Consider the following 14038-nt stretch of genomic DNA (forward strand, 5'->3'; position numbering starts at 1 on the left):
GCTATTAATGCGGGATATCGTTGCCCGGCGTAGCCGGTTTAGCTGGCTGAGTCTGCTGTTGAGACTGAGCTGGCGCAGTGAGATTATCCCACTCACTTCCTTTGGCTGTTTTATTACTGTTCAGGTTACCCAGAATCAAGCTGATGACGAAAAACAGCGTAGCCAGTACGGCGGTCATGCGAGTCATGAAATTACCTGACCCGGTTGAACCGAACAGCGTACCTGACGCGCCTGCACCGAATGATGCACCCATATCAGCGCCTTTGCCTTGCTGCAGCATGATAAGACCTACCAGGCCAATTGCTACAATAAGGAAAACAACTAACAGAGCTTCGTACATAATCAACCTGTTTCCTTGCGCGTAATCCGCACAGTTAAAGCTTCAACCAATTTGACGGGGAGTTTCTTCATCACCCATCAGAAGCGGGTGTGAATACTAACCAATGGCGCATACCTCTGCAAGTGCAATTTACATGCGGCACGCTGATTGCAGAAAAAAGCGCCAGTGCGATGATTTTGCAGGCAGGTCCACTGCGATGTCCCCGCCTGCCAGCTGCCTCAGACAGCTTTAACCGCATCGGCAATTCGATTCGCCAGCGCCGTCACCTGGGTTTCATCCTCACCCTCTACCATTACGCGGATTAGCGGTTCCGTGCCCGATTTACGCAGCAGCACGCGTCCTTTTCCGGCCAGGGCTTTTTCCACGTCCTCGGCTACCGCTTTAACGGCATCGCTTTCCAGCGGATCGTGCTCGCCGGCGAAGCGGACATTTACCAGCACCTGAGGCAGCATTTTCATGCCGGTGCAGAGATCGTGCAGGCTCATATGGTTACGAACCATAGCTGTAAGTACTTGCAAACTTGCAACGATGCCGTCACCCGTAGCGATCTTATCCAGCAGGATCACATGACCGGAGTTTTCCGCTCCCAGGCGCCAGCCTTTTTCCTGCATTTTTTCCAGTACATAGCGGTCGCCCACTTTTGCACGAACAAACGGAATACCCAGCTGTTTCAGCGCCAGCTCCAGCCCCATGTTGCTCATCAGCGTGCCGACCACACCACCGCGCAACTGTCCCTGACGCAGACCTTCGCGGGCGATGATATACAGAATCTGGTCCCCATCCACTTTCTTGCCAAGGTGGTCGACCATCATGATGCGATCGCCGTCACCGTCATAGGCCAGACCGATGTCCGCTTTTTCAGCCAGTACGCGTTCCTGCAGCATCCTGAGATCGGTCGCGCCGCATGCTTTATTAATGTTCATGCCATCAGGCTGGACGCCAACTGCAATCACCGTCGCACCGAGTTCACGCAGGACATTAGGCGCAATGTGATAAGTGGCACCGTTTGCACAGTCGACGACAATTTTCAGGCCACTGAGGCTGAGTTCGCTGGGGAACGTACCTTTACAAAATTCAATGTAACGCCCGGCCGCGTCAACAATACGGCTGGCACGCCCCAACTGGGCGGATTCCACGCAGGTAAGCGGTTTTTCCATTTCCAGTTCGATCGCCTCTTCCACGTCATCGGGCAGTTTCGTCCCTTCGGCGGAGAAAAACTTAATGCCGTTATCATCAAACGGATTGTGCGACGCGGAAATCACGATGCCGGCTTCGGCACGGAACGTGCGGGTCAGATAGGCAATAGCGGGCGTGGGCATTGGGCCGGTAAACGCCGCAGACAGCCCTGCGGCTGCGAGACCGGCTTCCAGCGCGGATTCCAGCATATAGCCTGAAATGCGCGTGTCTTTACCAATGATAATTTTTTTGGAGCCGTGACGGGCCAGCACTTTACCCGCCGCCCAGCCGAGCTTTAATACAAAGTCAGGGGTAATCGGTGACTCACCGACTTTGCCGCGAATCCCATCGGTACCGAAATATTTACGTTCGCTCATGCTCTTCATCCTTTCGCTCTTTGTGTCGCTTCAACCACCCGCATCGCTTCGACGGTTTCTTTTACATCGTGGGCGCGAATAATGTGCGCGCCCTGCATGGCGGCAATAACCGCACAGGCCAGGCTGCCCGTCAGGCGCTGGGAAGGTCCCACATTCAGCAGTTGTCCAATCATTGATTTGCGTGACATGCCAACCAACAGCGGCAGCGCAAAACGGTGAAATTTACTGAGGTGGGCCAGCAGTTCATAATTGTGGCTGAGATTCTTACCGAAACCGAAGCCCGGGTCGAGTAACAGATTCTCTTTTTTTATGCCTGCGGCTTCGCAGCGGGCCAGTTGTTCAACGAAGTAAGTGTCCACTTCGCTTACAATATCCTTATAGGCTGGTGCCTGCTGCATCGTACGCGGTTCGCCCTGCATATGCATTAGACAAACCGGTAAGCCCGCTGCCGCTGCCGCTGCCAACGCGCCAGGCTCAGACAGCGAGCGCACATCATTGATAATGTGAGCCCCTGCGCTGGCGGCTTCACGAATCACGTCGGCTTTGGACGTATCGACCGATATCCATACCTCAAAGCGTTGAGCGATAGCTTCGACCACCGGAATCACCCGTTCAAGCTCCTCCTCAACGCTCACTTCATCAGCGCCCGGACGCGTGGACTCGCCCCCCACGTCAATAATTGTTGCGCCAGCGTTGACCATCTCGTTAGTGTGCGTTAACGCATCGACCAGCGCATTGTGTTTACCACCATCGGAAAAAGAGTCCGGCGTGACGTTGAGAATGCCCATCACATGTGGAAATGACAAATCGAGATGGGAATCACGGGCGAACAGTTTCATGGTGAAAAACTCCTTGTGGCTCAATGTATAGATGTAAAAAACCCCGGACCAGCCGGGGTTTTATTAAAAGACCTGACGTCTTATTTGTCGAACTGTTCTGACATGGTATTGCCTGGATTCGGCGTACGCGGTTCATCGACCGGACGCGGGGCCTTTGGCGTACCGTTACTGTCTGAATTGCTGCTGCCCGGATCTTCCCAGCCTGCTGGCGGACGCACTTCACGGCGTGCCATCAGGTCGTCAATCTGCGGTGCATCAATGGTTTCATACTTCATCAGCGCATCTTTCATCGCGTGAAGAATGTCCATGTTTTCGCCCAGGATCTGGCGAGCGCGCTGATAGTTCGTATCAATCAGGTGTTTAACTTCCTGGTCGATAATACGGGCAGTTTCATCTGACATATGCTTGGCTTTTGCCACTGAACGGCCCAGGAACACTTCACCGTCTTCTTCAGCATACAGCAGCGGGCCCAGTTTCTCAGAGAAGCCCCACTGGGTAACCATGTTACGGGCCAGGTTGGTTGCCACTTTGATATCGTTAGAGGCACCGGTAGAGACATGTTCTGCACCGTAGATGATCTCTTCCGCCAGACGACCGCCGTACAGGGTCGAAATCTGACTTTCCAGCTTCTGACGGCTTGCGCTAATCGCATCGCCTTCAGGCAGGAAGAAGGTCACACCTAATGCACGACCGCGCGGAATAATGGTCACTTTGTGCACCGGATCGTGTTCCGGTACCAGACGACCAATAATCGCGTGGCCGGCCTCATGGTAAGCCGTAGACTCTTTCTGTGCTTCGGTCATCACCATGGAACGGCGCTCTGCACCCATCATGATTTTGTCTTTGGCTTTTTCGAATTCCACCATCGACACAACGCGTTTATTGCTGCGTGCAGCAAACAGCGCCGCTTCGTTCACCAGGTTCGCCAGATCGGCACCGGAGAAGCCTGGCGTACCGCGCGCAATGATGGCCGCATCAATGTCGGTTGCCAGGGGTACACGACGCATATGCACTTTCAGAATCTGCTCACGACCACGTACGTCTGGCAAGCCCACGACAACCTGACGGTCAAAGCGGCCCGGACGCAGCAGCGCAGGGTCAAGTACGTCTGGACGGTTGGTCGCAGCAATCACGATGATGCCTTCGTTACCTTCAAAGCCATCCATTTCAACCAGCATCTGGTTCAGGGTTTGTTCACGCTCATCGTGCCCTCCCCCTAAACCGGCACCACGCTGGCGACCAACGGCATCGATCTCATCGATGAAGATAATGCACGGTGCCGCTTTCTTAGCCTGTTCAAACATGTCACGGACGCGAGACGCACCCACACCAACGAACATTTCAACAAAGTCAGAACCTGAAATGGTAAAGAACGGTACTTTCGCCTCACCGGCAATGGCTTTCGCCAGCAGGGTTTTACCGGTACCCGGCGGGCCGACCATCAGAACGCCTTTCGGGATTTTACCCCCCAGCTTCTGGAAACGGCTCGGTTCACGCAGGTATTCGACCAGCTCACCGACTTCCTCTTTCGCTTCGTCACAGCCTGCTACGTCAGCAAAAGTGGTTTTAATCTGATCTTCCGTTAGCATGCGGGCTTTGCTCTTACCAAAGGACATTGCGCCTTTGCCGCCACCGCCCTGCATTTGCCGCATGAAGAAAATCCACACACCAATCAGCAGTAACATTGGGAACCAGGAAATGAAGATCGACGCCAGCAGGCTTGGCTCTTCAGGCGGCTCACCAACCACTTTAACGTTCTTGGTCAACAGGTTATCGAGTAACTTGGGATCATTGACAGGAATGTAGGTGGTGTATTTATTACTGTCTTTTTTGGTTACGTTAATTTCACGCCCGTTAATACGTGCCTCGCGGACCTGATCCTGGTTCACTTCCGACAGGAAGGTTGAATAATCAACCCTACGGCCATTTGACTCGCTGGGCCCAAAGCTCTGGAAGACTGACATCAGTACAACCGCGATGACTAGCCAGAGAATCAGGTTTTTCGCCATGTCACTCAAGGGATTAACCTCATATTACAACGGTGTTAACAGATAGCGTAGGGTACTATAGATCCTTCGTACATGGAATCGCAGCGGGAAGGCTGGATGATCCACCACGTTGGCTACAGCTTGCGCCCAGTCGCCACAATATAAACTTCACGTGAACGTGAACGTGAAGCGTCAGGCTTACGTATTTTCACTTTCGTGAACAGGGATCGAATTTCCCGCAGGTATTCATCAAAGCCATCCCCCTGGAACACTTTCACTACAAAACTCCCGCCGGGAGCCAAAATGTCACGACACATCTCTAACGCCAGCTCAACCAAATACATCGACCGGGGAATATCTACGGCAGGTGTACCACTCATATTCGGTGCCATATCAGACATGACGACCTGGACTTTCTGATCGCCCACACGCTCAAGCAACGCGTTAATCACCGATTCTTCACGAAAATCGCCTTGAAGAAAATCGACACCAACAATAGGATCCATAGGCAGGATATCACATGCAATGACACGCCCTTTGGACCCAATTTGCTGTACCACATATTGCGACCAGCCACCGGGTGCAGCACCCAGATCTACCACGGTCATACCGGGTTTGAAAAGCTTGTCACCCTGTTGTATTTCATCAAGTTTAAACCAGGCGCGCGAACGCAACCCTTTTTTCTGTGCCTGGAGCACGTATTTATCGCTAAAGTGTTCCTGTAGCCAGCGGCTGGAGCTGGCTGAACGCTTTTTACCGGTCATAAAATTTCCAACTAAATCGTCATCGTAGCGATAAATCTGCACGCAGTAGGTTGCGTCGATTTGGCGATATACCCGAGATGGCGGTAGAATGAACCGTTTTCAATCCCCGAGTAAGTAAATAATACGATGAATCTAAGTACCAAACAAAAACAGCACCTGAAAAGCCTCGCCCATCCGCTCAAGCCAGTCGTCATGCTCGGAGGCAATGGCCTGACCGAAGGTGTGCTGGCAGAGATCGAACACGCGCTGGGACACCACGAGTTAATCAAGGTGAAAGTCGCCTCTGAAGATCGTGAGACCCGGCAGCTGATCGTCGACGCTATCGTACGTGAAACTGGCGCCGTCAACGTTCAGTTGATAGGTAAAACGCTGGTGCTGTATCGCCCCGCTAATGAGAGCAAGATTTCTCTGCCACGTTAAGTGGGCAAAGAAAGTGCCATGCTCTTACATGGGATAAAAGGCCGCAGCGCGGCCTTTTTCCTTTCTTTACATTGTACTGCAACCCGTTACAAAAGGTTGCCACCTGTCAGATGTATTCCACCTTCAGGATTTCGTACTCCACATCGCCGCCCGGCGTTTTGATAATCGCCACGTCATCGGCTTCTTTCCCCACCAGGCCACGCGCCATTGGCGAGTTAACAGAAATCAGATTTTGCTTAAAGTCTGCTTCATCGTCACCTACGATGCGGTACGTAAACTCTTCATCCGTATCCACATTCAGGACCGTTACCGTCGCGCCAAAAATGACGCGGCCGGTTTTAGGCATTTGGGTGACGTCGATAACCTGCGCATTTGAGAGTTTGGCCTCAATCTCCTGAATGCGTCCCTCACAGAACCCCTGTTCTTCACGCGCAGCATGGTATTCGGCATTCTCTTTCAAATCGCCGTGCTCGCGGGCCTCCGCGATGGAGGCAATAATGCGCGGGCGTTTCACCGTTTTCAGCTCATGCAGCTCTTCGCGCAGCCTTTCAGCGCCTCTTAACGTCATCGGAATCTGGTTCATTTTAGCTCCTCGTCATCAATCCTGTTTCACGGTGCATCCTGACCGGTGACTGCAGAAAAAAGCGTTCTGCGGCGCCATGCCTCATTTTGCAAATAAAAGAAGACTGACCCGGAAATGTTCCAGGCCAGAAAAGGTTTTGCAATTTGATACGTATTTTACCCCAGAGTTCCCTGCGGGTCATCGTTTACTTTGCACCGTCCAGGGACGTAGTATTGTCGCCTTCACCTGTCAGTTGCCGCGAGATTATGCGATTTTCACGACTTGTTACCGGATTAACCTGTGCGTTTATGCTGCAGGCACAAGCAGCACCCGTTGATGAATACATGCAGTATCTGCCAGATGGTGCCAACCTGGCTTTACTGGTGCAAAAAGTGGGCGCAACTACGCCGATCATTGATTACCACGGGAAACAGATGGCGCTTCCCGCCAGTACCATGAAAGTCATCACCGCGCTGGCGGCATTACTGGAACTGGGCGGTGATTATCGTTTTCAAACGACCTTTGAGACCAAAGGTGCGCTGATCGATGGCACACTGAATGGCGATCTTGTTGCCCGTTTCGCTGGCGATCCTACATTGGGCCGCCAGGATCTGCGTAATATGGTCGCAGCCTTAAAAAAACAAGGCATCACGCATATCAAAGGCAATCTGGTCATTGATACCTCGGTGTTTGCCAGCCATGATGCGGCGCCGGGTTGGCCGTGGAACGATATGACGCAGTGCTTTAGCGCACCGCCCGCTGCGGCTATCGTCGATAAAAACTGTTTCTCCGTGTCGCTCTACAGTGCGGATAAGCCCGGCGAAAACGCCTTCGTGCGCATCGCCTCTTATTATCCGGCGCACATGCTGAGCCAGGTGCGCACCATTGGGCGCAACAGTGGCGAGGGGCAGTATTGCGAACTGGATGTGGTGCCAGGTGAGCTGAACCGCTATACCCTGACCGGCTGTCTGCGTCAGCGTAGCGATCCCCTTCCGCTGGCCTTTGCCGTTCAGGATGGTGCCGCCTGGGCCGGCGAGATTCTGAAATCTGAACTGCGTTCCGCCGGTATTGATTACAGCGGACATCTGCTGCGCCAGACACAGGTCACTGAGCCGGGCACCGTGCTGGCCTCAACCCAGTCTGCGCCGCTGCATACGCTGCTGCATATGATGCTGAAGAAGTCCGACAATATGATCGCCGACACGGTGTTCCGCACCATTGGCCATCATTACTTTAATGTACCGGGCACCTTCCGCGCCGGGTCAGACGCGGTGCGCCGTATCCTGCGTGAAAAAGCGAATATCGATTTGGGTAACAGTATCCAGGTTGATGGTTCCGGCTTGTCGCGCCACGATCTCATCTCTCCTGCCACCATGATGCAGGTGCTGCAGTACATTGCGCAAAATGACAGCAAGCTGGATTATATTTCCATGCTGCCCCTGGCGGGTCATGACGGCACGCTGCAATATCGCGGCGGCCTGCATGAAGCCGGTCTGGATGGCAAAGTCTCTGCCAAAACGGGTTCACTGCAGGGCGTTTACAACCTTGCCGGTTTTATCACCACGTCCAGCGGGGCGCGCGTCGCGTTTGTGCAGTTCCTGTCCGGCTATGCGGTACCGCCGGAAGATCAGCGCACGCGCCGTATTCCACTGGTGCGGTTCGAAAGTCGGCTCTATCGCGATATCAACAAGAACTACTAACTGATGTCGATAAAAGCGCAGTGGGATCAACGCCGCTGCGCTTTTTTATTGGCCTGACAGGCGTTCGCCCTTCCCCTTTGCCTCACTGTTTTATTCTTACTGCCATCGCGTTAGTGACGTTCCTCGGGCTGACGCCACGGGCCATTAAACACGCCGTGAGCCGCGATACGTTAGCCACATAAGCGAACCTCAGGCTTTTATGCGAAGGAGGGAAAGCATGGTGAAATGTAGGCTGTATGAAGAAACTGGCAGACATACGCCAGGGCTGCGCGGGTGAACCCAGCGCCTGCCCGCTGGATTTCGGCGTATACGTCGAAGCGGGTAGCAGGAGGTTTGTCCACTGCCTGCGGCATTTGAGTTATCAACGGCAAGGCGTGATAGCGGGCAAAGACAGGCCGGAAAGAAAACTGCCCCCATTCCGGCAGAAGGGGGCAGCAAAGTGTGTTAACGCTGATAAATGATTTCGACGCCTTCGTCGTCATCTTCATCCCAGTCGTCATCCCACTCTTCATCGTCTTCAACAGCCGCGTTCTCGAGGGCTTCTTTGTGGTAGTCGTCCCACATGAATTCCACTTTCTCAGGCTGTTTTTCTTCAACGTCCGCTTCTTTCGGATTGGCGTTGATAAAGCTCATCACATCCCAGCACAGGTCGGTCACGCCCTGACGGCTGGCCGCCGAGATAAGATAGTACTTCTCTTCCCAGCCCAGCGCCTCAGCAATGGCTTTTGCGCGAGCCTGTGCTTCTTCTTCATCAATCAGATCGACTTTGTTAAACACCAGCCAGCGCGGCTTGTTGAACAACTTATCGCTGTATTTTTCCAGCTCACCCAGAATAATACGGGCGTTCTCAACCGGATCGCTCTCGTCAATCGGGGCGATGTCAATCAGGTGCAACAGAACACGGCAGCGTTCCAGATGTTTCAGGAAGCGAATCCCCAGACCGGCGCCTTCTGCAGCACCTTCAATCAGCCCCGGAATATCGGCGACGACGAAGCTCTGCTCGCTGTCCATACGTACAACGCCCAGGCTGGGTACCAGGGTGGTAAAAGGATAATCAGCCACTTTCGGCTTGGCAGCGGAAACCGCACGGATAAAGGTGGATTTACCGGCATTCGGTAAGCCCAGCATGCCCACGTCAGCCAGCAGCATCAGCTCCAGTTGCAGGTCACGTTTCTCGCCTGCGGTGCCCATGGTTTTCTGCCGTGGGGTACGGTTGACCGAGGATTTAAAACGGGTGTTACCCAGACCGTGCCAGCCGCCTTTTGCCACCATCAGCGTCTGCTGGTGACGCGTCATATCGCCCAGTGTCTCGCCCGTTCCCTGGTCAATAACGCGGGTTCCGACGGGGACTTTAATCGTAATATCTTTGCCGCGTTTACCCGTACAGTCGCGACTCTGACCATTCTGACCACGCTCAGCGCGGAAAGATTTTTCGAAACGATAATCGATCAGGGTGTTAAGGTTTTCGTCAGCGACTAAATATACGTCACCGCCGTCACCACCATCACCGCCGTCCGGGCCGCCTTTTGGGATATATTTTTCACGGCGGAAACTGACACAGCCATTACCGCCATCACCTGCGACGACCAAAATTGTCGCTTCATCAACAAACTTCATTTTCTTTCTCCGTCACACAATCGTCTGCAACAGGCTGCAAACGGGTCCGCCAGGGTCGTTCTGCGCTGACCAGCGGCGGATAAATCAAAACTGGCTCTCGCCAGCATGTACATAAAGTGTACAACACGCAGCCAGGCTATGTCGCCTGTCTGGCGACAGGTCGCAGAATGTAAAAAGCCCCGCAAGAGTTGCGGGGCCTTCAATTCGTGCGTTCAGACGGTAACCGTCTGCGTCACGACAACCTTACTCAGCAACGATGCTGATGTATTTACGGTTGTTCGGACCTTTAACTTCGAATTTTACTTTGCCGTCTGCGGTAGCAAACAGAGTGTGGTCACGACCACAACCTACGTTGTTACCGGCGTGGAATTTGGTACCACGCTGACGAACGATGATGCTACCTGCCAGAACAGATTCGCCACCGAAACGTTTTACACCCAGACGTTTTGCATTGGAGTCACGACCATTTCGAGTCGAACCACCAGCCTTTTTATGTGCCATTTGTCAGATCTCCTCTTACGCCGTGATACCAGTGATTTTCACATCAGTGAACCACTGGCGATGGCCAGCTTGCTTACGGTAGTGCTTACGACGACGAAACTTAACGATTTTAACTTTCTCGCCACGACCATGAGCAACAACTTCTGCCTTGATCACACCGCCTGAAACCAGTGGCGCGCCGATTTTCACGTCTTCGCCATTTGCAATCATCAGAACCTGGTCAAACTCGATGGTTTCACCGGTTGCGATGTCCAGCTTTTCCAGGCGAACGGTCTGACCTTCGCTTACTCGGTGTTGTTTACCACCACTTTGGAAAACCGCGTACATATAAAACTCCGCTTCTGCGCTTGCCTTTTAGTTCATCAGGCGGCGCGCTAAATATTCACAATAGGGCGCGAATTCTACGCAAAACTCAAACAGAAGACAAGAGCACTTTGCACACTCTTGCAGAAAAAAAACACAGGCTCAATGCAAACGTTTCTCAACCTGAAAATTCAAGTACAATCAGTAACAGATTACTGAACGCTGGCTGGGTAAAACCGCTTACCATGGCAGAGAAACGAGTCATAGCTGAAAAGACGAATGAACTTAGAACAGATTAACGAATTAACCGCACAGGACATGGCTGCCGTTAACCAGACCATACTCGACCAGCTGAATTCAGATGTCTCGCTCATCAACCAGCTGGGTTATTACATCATCAGTGGCGGCGGTAAACGCATCCGGCCCATGATTGCCGTGCTGTCTGCTCGCGCCATGGGTTACCAGGGGGATTTACACGTGACCAACGCGGCGCTGATCGAATTTATCCACACCGCCACGCTGTTGCATGACGATGTCGTGGATGAATCCGATATGCGCCGTGGAAAAGCCACCGCGAACGCCGCATTTGGTAACGCGGCCAGCGTACTGGTCGGTGATTTTATTTATACCCGCGCTTTCCAGATGATGACCAGCATGGGCTCGTTGCGCATTCTGGCGCTGATGTCCGAGGCGGTGAACGTGATCGCTGAAGGAGAAGTGCTCCAGCTGATGAACGTCAACGATCCCGACATCACCGAAGAGAGCTATATGCGGGTGATATACAGCAAAACCGCGCGCTTATTTGAAGCCGCCTCTCAGGCCTCGGCGATTCTGGCGGAAGCGACGCCAGCGCAGGAAAAAGCGCTGCAGGATTACGGACGTTATTTGGGAACGGCTTTCCAGTTAATCGATGATTTACTGGACTACAGTGCCGATGGTGAAACCCTGGGCAAAAATACCGGTGACGATCTCAGCGAAGGTAAACCCACGCTGCCTCTGCTTCATGCCATGAACAACGGATCGCCTGAACAGGCTAAAATGATCCGTGAGGCGATTGAACAGGGGAACGGCCGCCATTTACTGGCTCCCGTTCTGGAAGCGATGAACCAGTGCGGCTCTCTGGAATGGACGCGCAAGCGTGCTGAGCAGGAAGCGGATAAGGCCATCGCGGCATTACAAATCCTGCCTGAAACCCCATGGCGCACAGCGCTGGAATCTCTGGCTCACATGTCGGTTCAACGCGATTTCTAATCGCTGACGGGGCCTGACGGCCTCGTCTTCTTTCTTTCCCCCGCCGCGGTTGCAGTCATTACCATCCTTTTGCGTCAGGCCGCGCAGTTCTGTCTGCTTACGGAAATATTACTGGAACCTTATGGAAATTTTCTGATATAAACCACCATAAGTTTCCAGATGTATTTTAAAGCACGTCAGAATCCCCCCGCGCGCTTCGCACTGACAAGGAGAAAACAGTAATGCAAAAAAGGACAGAGGACTGGCATCCTGCCGATATTATTGCCGCACTGCGCAAACGTGGTACAACGCTGGCGGCATTGTCCCGCCAGGCAGGATTAAGCTCATCAACACTGGCTAACGCCCTTTCACGGCCATGGCCAAAAGGGGAATGGCTGATTGCTGATGCGATCAATGTCCACCCATCAGAGATATGGCCAAGCCGCTATTACGATCCTGAAACGAACAGCCTACTGGATCGAAAAAAACGTGTGCGATCGTCCGATCAGACGACCAAAAACTAACATCGGGTTAGTGCCAGACGAAAAAAAACCAGCCCGTATGCCAGGCTGGTTTTTTACAGGCCTGTCCGAAACATTATTCGCCGCTGACGCGCTCGATGTTTGCGCCCATCGCTTTTAGCTTATCTTCGATATGCTCGTAACCCCGATCGATGTGGTAAATGCGATCGACCAGCGTTGTGCCTTCCGCTATACACCCTGCCAGCACCAGGCTTGCCGATGCACGGAGATCCGTCGCCATCACCTGCGCGCCCGACAAGGTTTCCACACCGTGACAGATTGCGGTATTGCTCTCAATTTCTGCGTGAGCACCCATACGAATCAGTTCAGGGATGTGCATAAAACGGTTTTCAAAAATGGTTTCGGTGATTAGCCCCGTGCCTTCCGCGACCAAATTCAGCAGGGTGAACTGCGCCTGCATATCGGTCGGGAAACCCGGATGAGGAGCGGTACGCACGTTGACCGCTTTAGGGCGCTTACCGTGCATATCCAGGCTGATCCAGTCTTCACCGGTTTCAATGTCTGCACCGGCATCACGCAGTTTCGCCAGCACTGCGTCCAGAGTGTCAGGCTGCGCATTGCGGCACAGCACTTTCCCCCCCGAAATAGCAGCCGCCACCAGGAAGGTGCCGGTCTCAATACGGTCTGGCAGGACGCGATAAACCCCACCGCCCAGACGCTCAACGCCTTCAATGGTGATTTTATCCGTGCCTGCGCCCGAAATTTTTGCACCCAGCGTATTAAGGAAATTGGCGGTATCCACGATTTCAGGTTCACGCGCCGCGTTCTCAATCACCGTGGTCCCGGTTGCCAGCGTCGCGGCACTCATAATGGTCACCGTCGCGCCTACGCTGACTTTATCCATCACGATCAGCGCCCCTTTCAGGCGACCGTTAACTGAGGCTTTTACATAGCCTTCTTCCAGCTTAATCTCCGCACCCAACTGCTCAAGACCCGAGATGTGCAGGTCTACCGGGCGCGCACCGATGGCGCAACCACCAGGCAGTGAGACTTCGCCCTGACCGAAACGGGCCACTAACGGACCAAGCGCCCAAATAGAGGCACGCATGGTTTTCACAAGGTCATAGGGTGCACAAAAAACGTCTACGCCGCTGGCATCGACGTGAACGGAACCGTTGCGCTCAACCTTCGCACCTAACTGGGTTAACAACTTCATAGTGGTGTCGATGTCACGCAGCTTCGGCACATTCGTAATCTCAACCGGCTCTTCGGCCAGTAAAGCTGCAAACAGAATTGGCAGTGCGGCGTTCTTCGCCCCGGAAATGGTGACTTCACCACTTAAACGGGTGGGGCCTTGCACACGAAATTTATCCATTAACACGGTTCTCAATTAACTGGCTATTAAACGGTCGCGCAGGTGGCGCAGCCCTTGCGGGGATCAGAAACCGTTCAGTTTACGGTCACGCGCCCACTCTGCAGGCGTGTAGGTTTTGATGGATACCGCATGAATGCGGTTATCCGCAATGAATTCCATCAGCGGCGCATAAACAGCCTGCTGTTTCTTAACGCGGCTTAACTCACCAAACATTTCGCCCACGGCGATCACCTGGAAATGGCTGCCATCGTTGCTCATGACATGAACTTCTTCTAAAGGCAGTGCTGCCATCAGCACAGCCTGAATTTCACTGTTTTCCATCGCTCTTAACTTCACTTAATAATAATAAGGCTGACATAGTAGA

15 protein-coding genes are annotated in these 14038 nt (G+C 53.2%); 4 read left to right on the forward strand and 11 right to left on the reverse strand.

The window, feature by feature from the left end:
- Positions 1 to 4: 4 nt before the first annotated feature.
- The 5 genes from secG to rlmE form a co-directional block, all read right to left on the reverse strand.
- Positions 5 to 340, reverse strand: a complete 336-nt coding sequence (gene secG, locus GC087_RS20330; protein WP_006121760.1) for a preprotein translocase subunit SecG — start codon at positions 338 to 340, stop codon at positions 5 to 7.
- Between the two features lie 218 nt (positions 341 to 558).
- Complete coding sequence (glmM, locus tag GC087_RS20335) at positions 559 to 1893, reverse strand: phosphoglucosamine mutase (protein WP_033739188.1); 1335 nt, start codon at positions 1891 to 1893, stop codon at positions 559 to 561.
- A gap of 5 nt (positions 1894 to 1898) precedes the next feature.
- Positions 1899 to 2732 carry a dihydropteroate synthase gene (gene folP / locus GC087_RS20340; protein WP_039338891.1) on the reverse strand — a complete coding sequence of 278 codons (834 nt, stop codon included), beginning with the start codon at positions 2730 to 2732 and terminating at the stop codon, positions 1899 to 1901.
- Between the two features lie 80 nt (positions 2733 to 2812).
- Positions 2813 to 4741, reverse strand: coding sequence for an ATP-dependent zinc metalloprotease FtsH (gene ftsH, locus GC087_RS20345; RefSeq protein WP_033739186.1), 1929 nt, complete (start codon positions 4739 to 4741; stop codon positions 2813 to 2815).
- A gap of 113 nt (positions 4742 to 4854) precedes the next feature.
- Complete coding sequence (rlmE, locus tag GC087_RS20350) at positions 4855 to 5484, reverse strand: 23S rRNA (uridine(2552)-2'-O)-methyltransferase RlmE (RefSeq protein WP_006121756.1); 630 nt, start codon at positions 5482 to 5484, stop codon at positions 4855 to 4857.
- A gap of 126 nt (positions 5485 to 5610) precedes the next feature.
- On the opposite strand from rlmE, the gene yhbY reads away from it, so the two are divergent.
- On the forward strand, positions 5611 to 5904 hold the full coding sequence (yhbY, locus tag GC087_RS20355; RefSeq protein WP_324029200.1) for a ribosome assembly RNA-binding protein YhbY: 294 nt from the start codon (positions 5611 to 5613) through the stop codon (positions 5902 to 5904).
- A gap of 106 nt (positions 5905 to 6010) precedes the next feature.
- On the opposite strand, the gene greA is transcribed toward yhbY, so the two are convergent.
- Positions 6011 to 6487 (reverse strand): transcription elongation factor GreA, encoded by a 477-nt coding sequence (greA, locus tag GC087_RS20360; protein ID WP_006121754.1) that lies wholly within the window; start codon positions 6485 to 6487, stop codon positions 6011 to 6013.
- A gap of 245 nt (positions 6488 to 6732) precedes the next feature.
- On the opposite strand from greA, the gene dacB reads away from it, so the two are divergent.
- Positions 6733 to 8166: a serine-type D-Ala-D-Ala carboxypeptidase gene (dacB, locus tag GC087_RS20365; RefSeq protein ID WP_033739262.1), complete on the forward strand. Its 1434-nt coding sequence runs from the start codon at positions 6733 to 6735 to the stop codon at positions 8164 to 8166.
- A gap of 444 nt (positions 8167 to 8610) precedes the next feature.
- Here the strand turns inward: dacB and cgtA are convergent, their stop codons facing one another.
- From cgtA to rplU, 3 genes are all read right to left on the reverse strand, one after another.
- Positions 8611 to 9783, reverse strand: coding sequence for an Obg family GTPase CgtA (gene cgtA, locus GC087_RS20370; RefSeq protein WP_033739183.1), 1173 nt, complete (start codon positions 9781 to 9783; stop codon positions 8611 to 8613).
- A gap of 243 nt (positions 9784 to 10026) precedes the next feature.
- Complete coding sequence (rpmA, locus tag GC087_RS20375) at positions 10027 to 10284, reverse strand: 50S ribosomal protein L27 (RefSeq protein WP_006121751.1); 258 nt, start codon at positions 10282 to 10284, stop codon at positions 10027 to 10029.
- 15 nt (positions 10285 to 10299) lie between these two features.
- Positions 10300 to 10611 carry a 50S ribosomal protein L21 gene (gene rplU, locus GC087_RS20380; RefSeq protein WP_006121750.1) on the reverse strand — a complete coding sequence of 104 codons (312 nt, stop codon included), beginning with the start codon at positions 10609 to 10611 and terminating at the stop codon, positions 10300 to 10302.
- Between the two features lie 255 nt (positions 10612 to 10866).
- Here rplU and ispB point away from each other — a divergent pair, with 255 nt between their 5' ends.
- Positions 10867 to 11838, forward strand: a complete 972-nt coding sequence (ispB, locus tag GC087_RS20385; RefSeq protein WP_006121749.1) for an octaprenyl diphosphate synthase — start codon at positions 10867 to 10869, stop codon at positions 11836 to 11838.
- A 221-nt stretch (positions 11839 to 12059) separates the two neighbouring features.
- Positions 12060 to 12341: a helix-turn-helix domain-containing protein gene (locus GC087_RS20390; RefSeq protein ID WP_006121748.1), complete on the forward strand. Its 282-nt coding sequence runs from the start codon at positions 12060 to 12062 to the stop codon at positions 12339 to 12341.
- A gap of 73 nt (positions 12342 to 12414) precedes the next feature.
- Here GC087_RS20390 and murA read toward each other — a convergent pair whose 3' ends face one another.
- Together murA and ibaG are read right to left on the reverse strand one after the other, a co-directional pair.
- Positions 12415 to 13674, reverse strand: coding sequence for a UDP-N-acetylglucosamine 1-carboxyvinyltransferase (gene murA, locus GC087_RS20395; protein WP_006121747.1), 1260 nt, complete (start codon positions 13672 to 13674; stop codon positions 12415 to 12417).
- Between the two features lie 63 nt (positions 13675 to 13737).
- Entirely contained in the window at positions 13738 to 13995 is a 258-nt protein-coding gene (gene ibaG, locus GC087_RS20400) for a BolA family iron metabolism protein IbaG (RefSeq protein WP_058702616.1), read from the reverse strand.
- Positions 13996 to 14038: the final 43 nt, after the last annotated feature.

The organism is Pantoea sp. JZ2 (assembly GCF_035191405.1).
Lineage (GTDB): Bacteria > Pseudomonadota > Gammaproteobacteria > Enterobacterales > Enterobacteriaceae > Pantoea > Pantoea stewartii.

What these genes read in the sequence shown, in the direction of transcription:
- dacB (WP_033739262.1), top strand. Translation starts at nt 6,733, where the DNA reads ATGCGATTTTCACGACTTGTTACCGGATTAACCTGTGCGTTTATGCTG.
- ispB (WP_006121749.1), top strand. Translation starts at nt 10,867, where the DNA reads ATGAACTTAGAACAGATTAACGAATTAACCGCACAGGACATGGCTGCC.
- ftsH (WP_033739186.1), bottom strand. Translation starts at nt 4,741, where the DNA reads ATGGCGAAAAACCTGATTCTCTGGCTAGTCATCGCGGTTGTACTGATG.
- GC087_RS20390 (WP_006121748.1), top strand. Translation starts at nt 12,060, where the DNA reads ATGCAAAAAAGGACAGAGGACTGGCATCCTGCCGATATTATTGCCGCA.
- glmM (WP_033739188.1), bottom strand. Translation starts at nt 1,893, where the DNA reads ATGAGCGAACGTAAATATTTCGGTACCGATGGGATTCGCGGCAAAGTC.
- rplU (WP_006121750.1), bottom strand. Translation starts at nt 10,611, where the DNA reads ATGTACGCGGTTTTCCAAAGTGGTGGTAAACAACACCGAGTAAGCGAA.
- yhbY (WP_324029200.1), top strand. Translation starts at nt 5,611, where the DNA reads ATGAATCTAAGTACCAAACAAAAACAGCACCTGAAAAGCCTCGCCCAT.
- folP (WP_039338891.1), bottom strand. Translation starts at nt 2,732, where the DNA reads ATGAAACTGTTCGCCCGTGATTCCCATCTCGATTTGTCATTTCCACAT.
- cgtA (WP_033739183.1), bottom strand. Translation starts at nt 9,783, where the DNA reads ATGAAGTTTGTTGATGAAGCGACAATTTTGGTCGTCGCAGGTGATGGC.
- ibaG (WP_058702616.1), bottom strand. Translation starts at nt 13,995, where the DNA reads ATGGAAAACAGTGAAATTCAGGCTGTGCTGATGGCAGCACTGCCTTTA.
- murA (WP_006121747.1), bottom strand. Translation starts at nt 13,674, where the DNA reads ATGGATAAATTTCGTGTGCAAGGCCCCACCCGTTTAAGTGGTGAAGTC.
- rlmE (WP_006121756.1), bottom strand. Translation starts at nt 5,484, where the DNA reads ATGACCGGTAAAAAGCGTTCAGCCAGCTCCAGCCGCTGGCTACAGGAA.
- rpmA (WP_006121751.1), bottom strand. Translation starts at nt 10,284, where the DNA reads ATGGCACATAAAAAGGCTGGTGGTTCGACTCGAAATGGTCGTGACTCC.
- greA (WP_006121754.1), bottom strand. Translation starts at nt 6,487, where the DNA reads ATGAACCAGATTCCGATGACGTTAAGAGGCGCTGAAAGGCTGCGCGAA.
- secG (WP_006121760.1), bottom strand. Translation starts at nt 340, where the DNA reads ATGTACGAAGCTCTGTTAGTTGTTTTCCTTATTGTAGCAATTGGCCTG.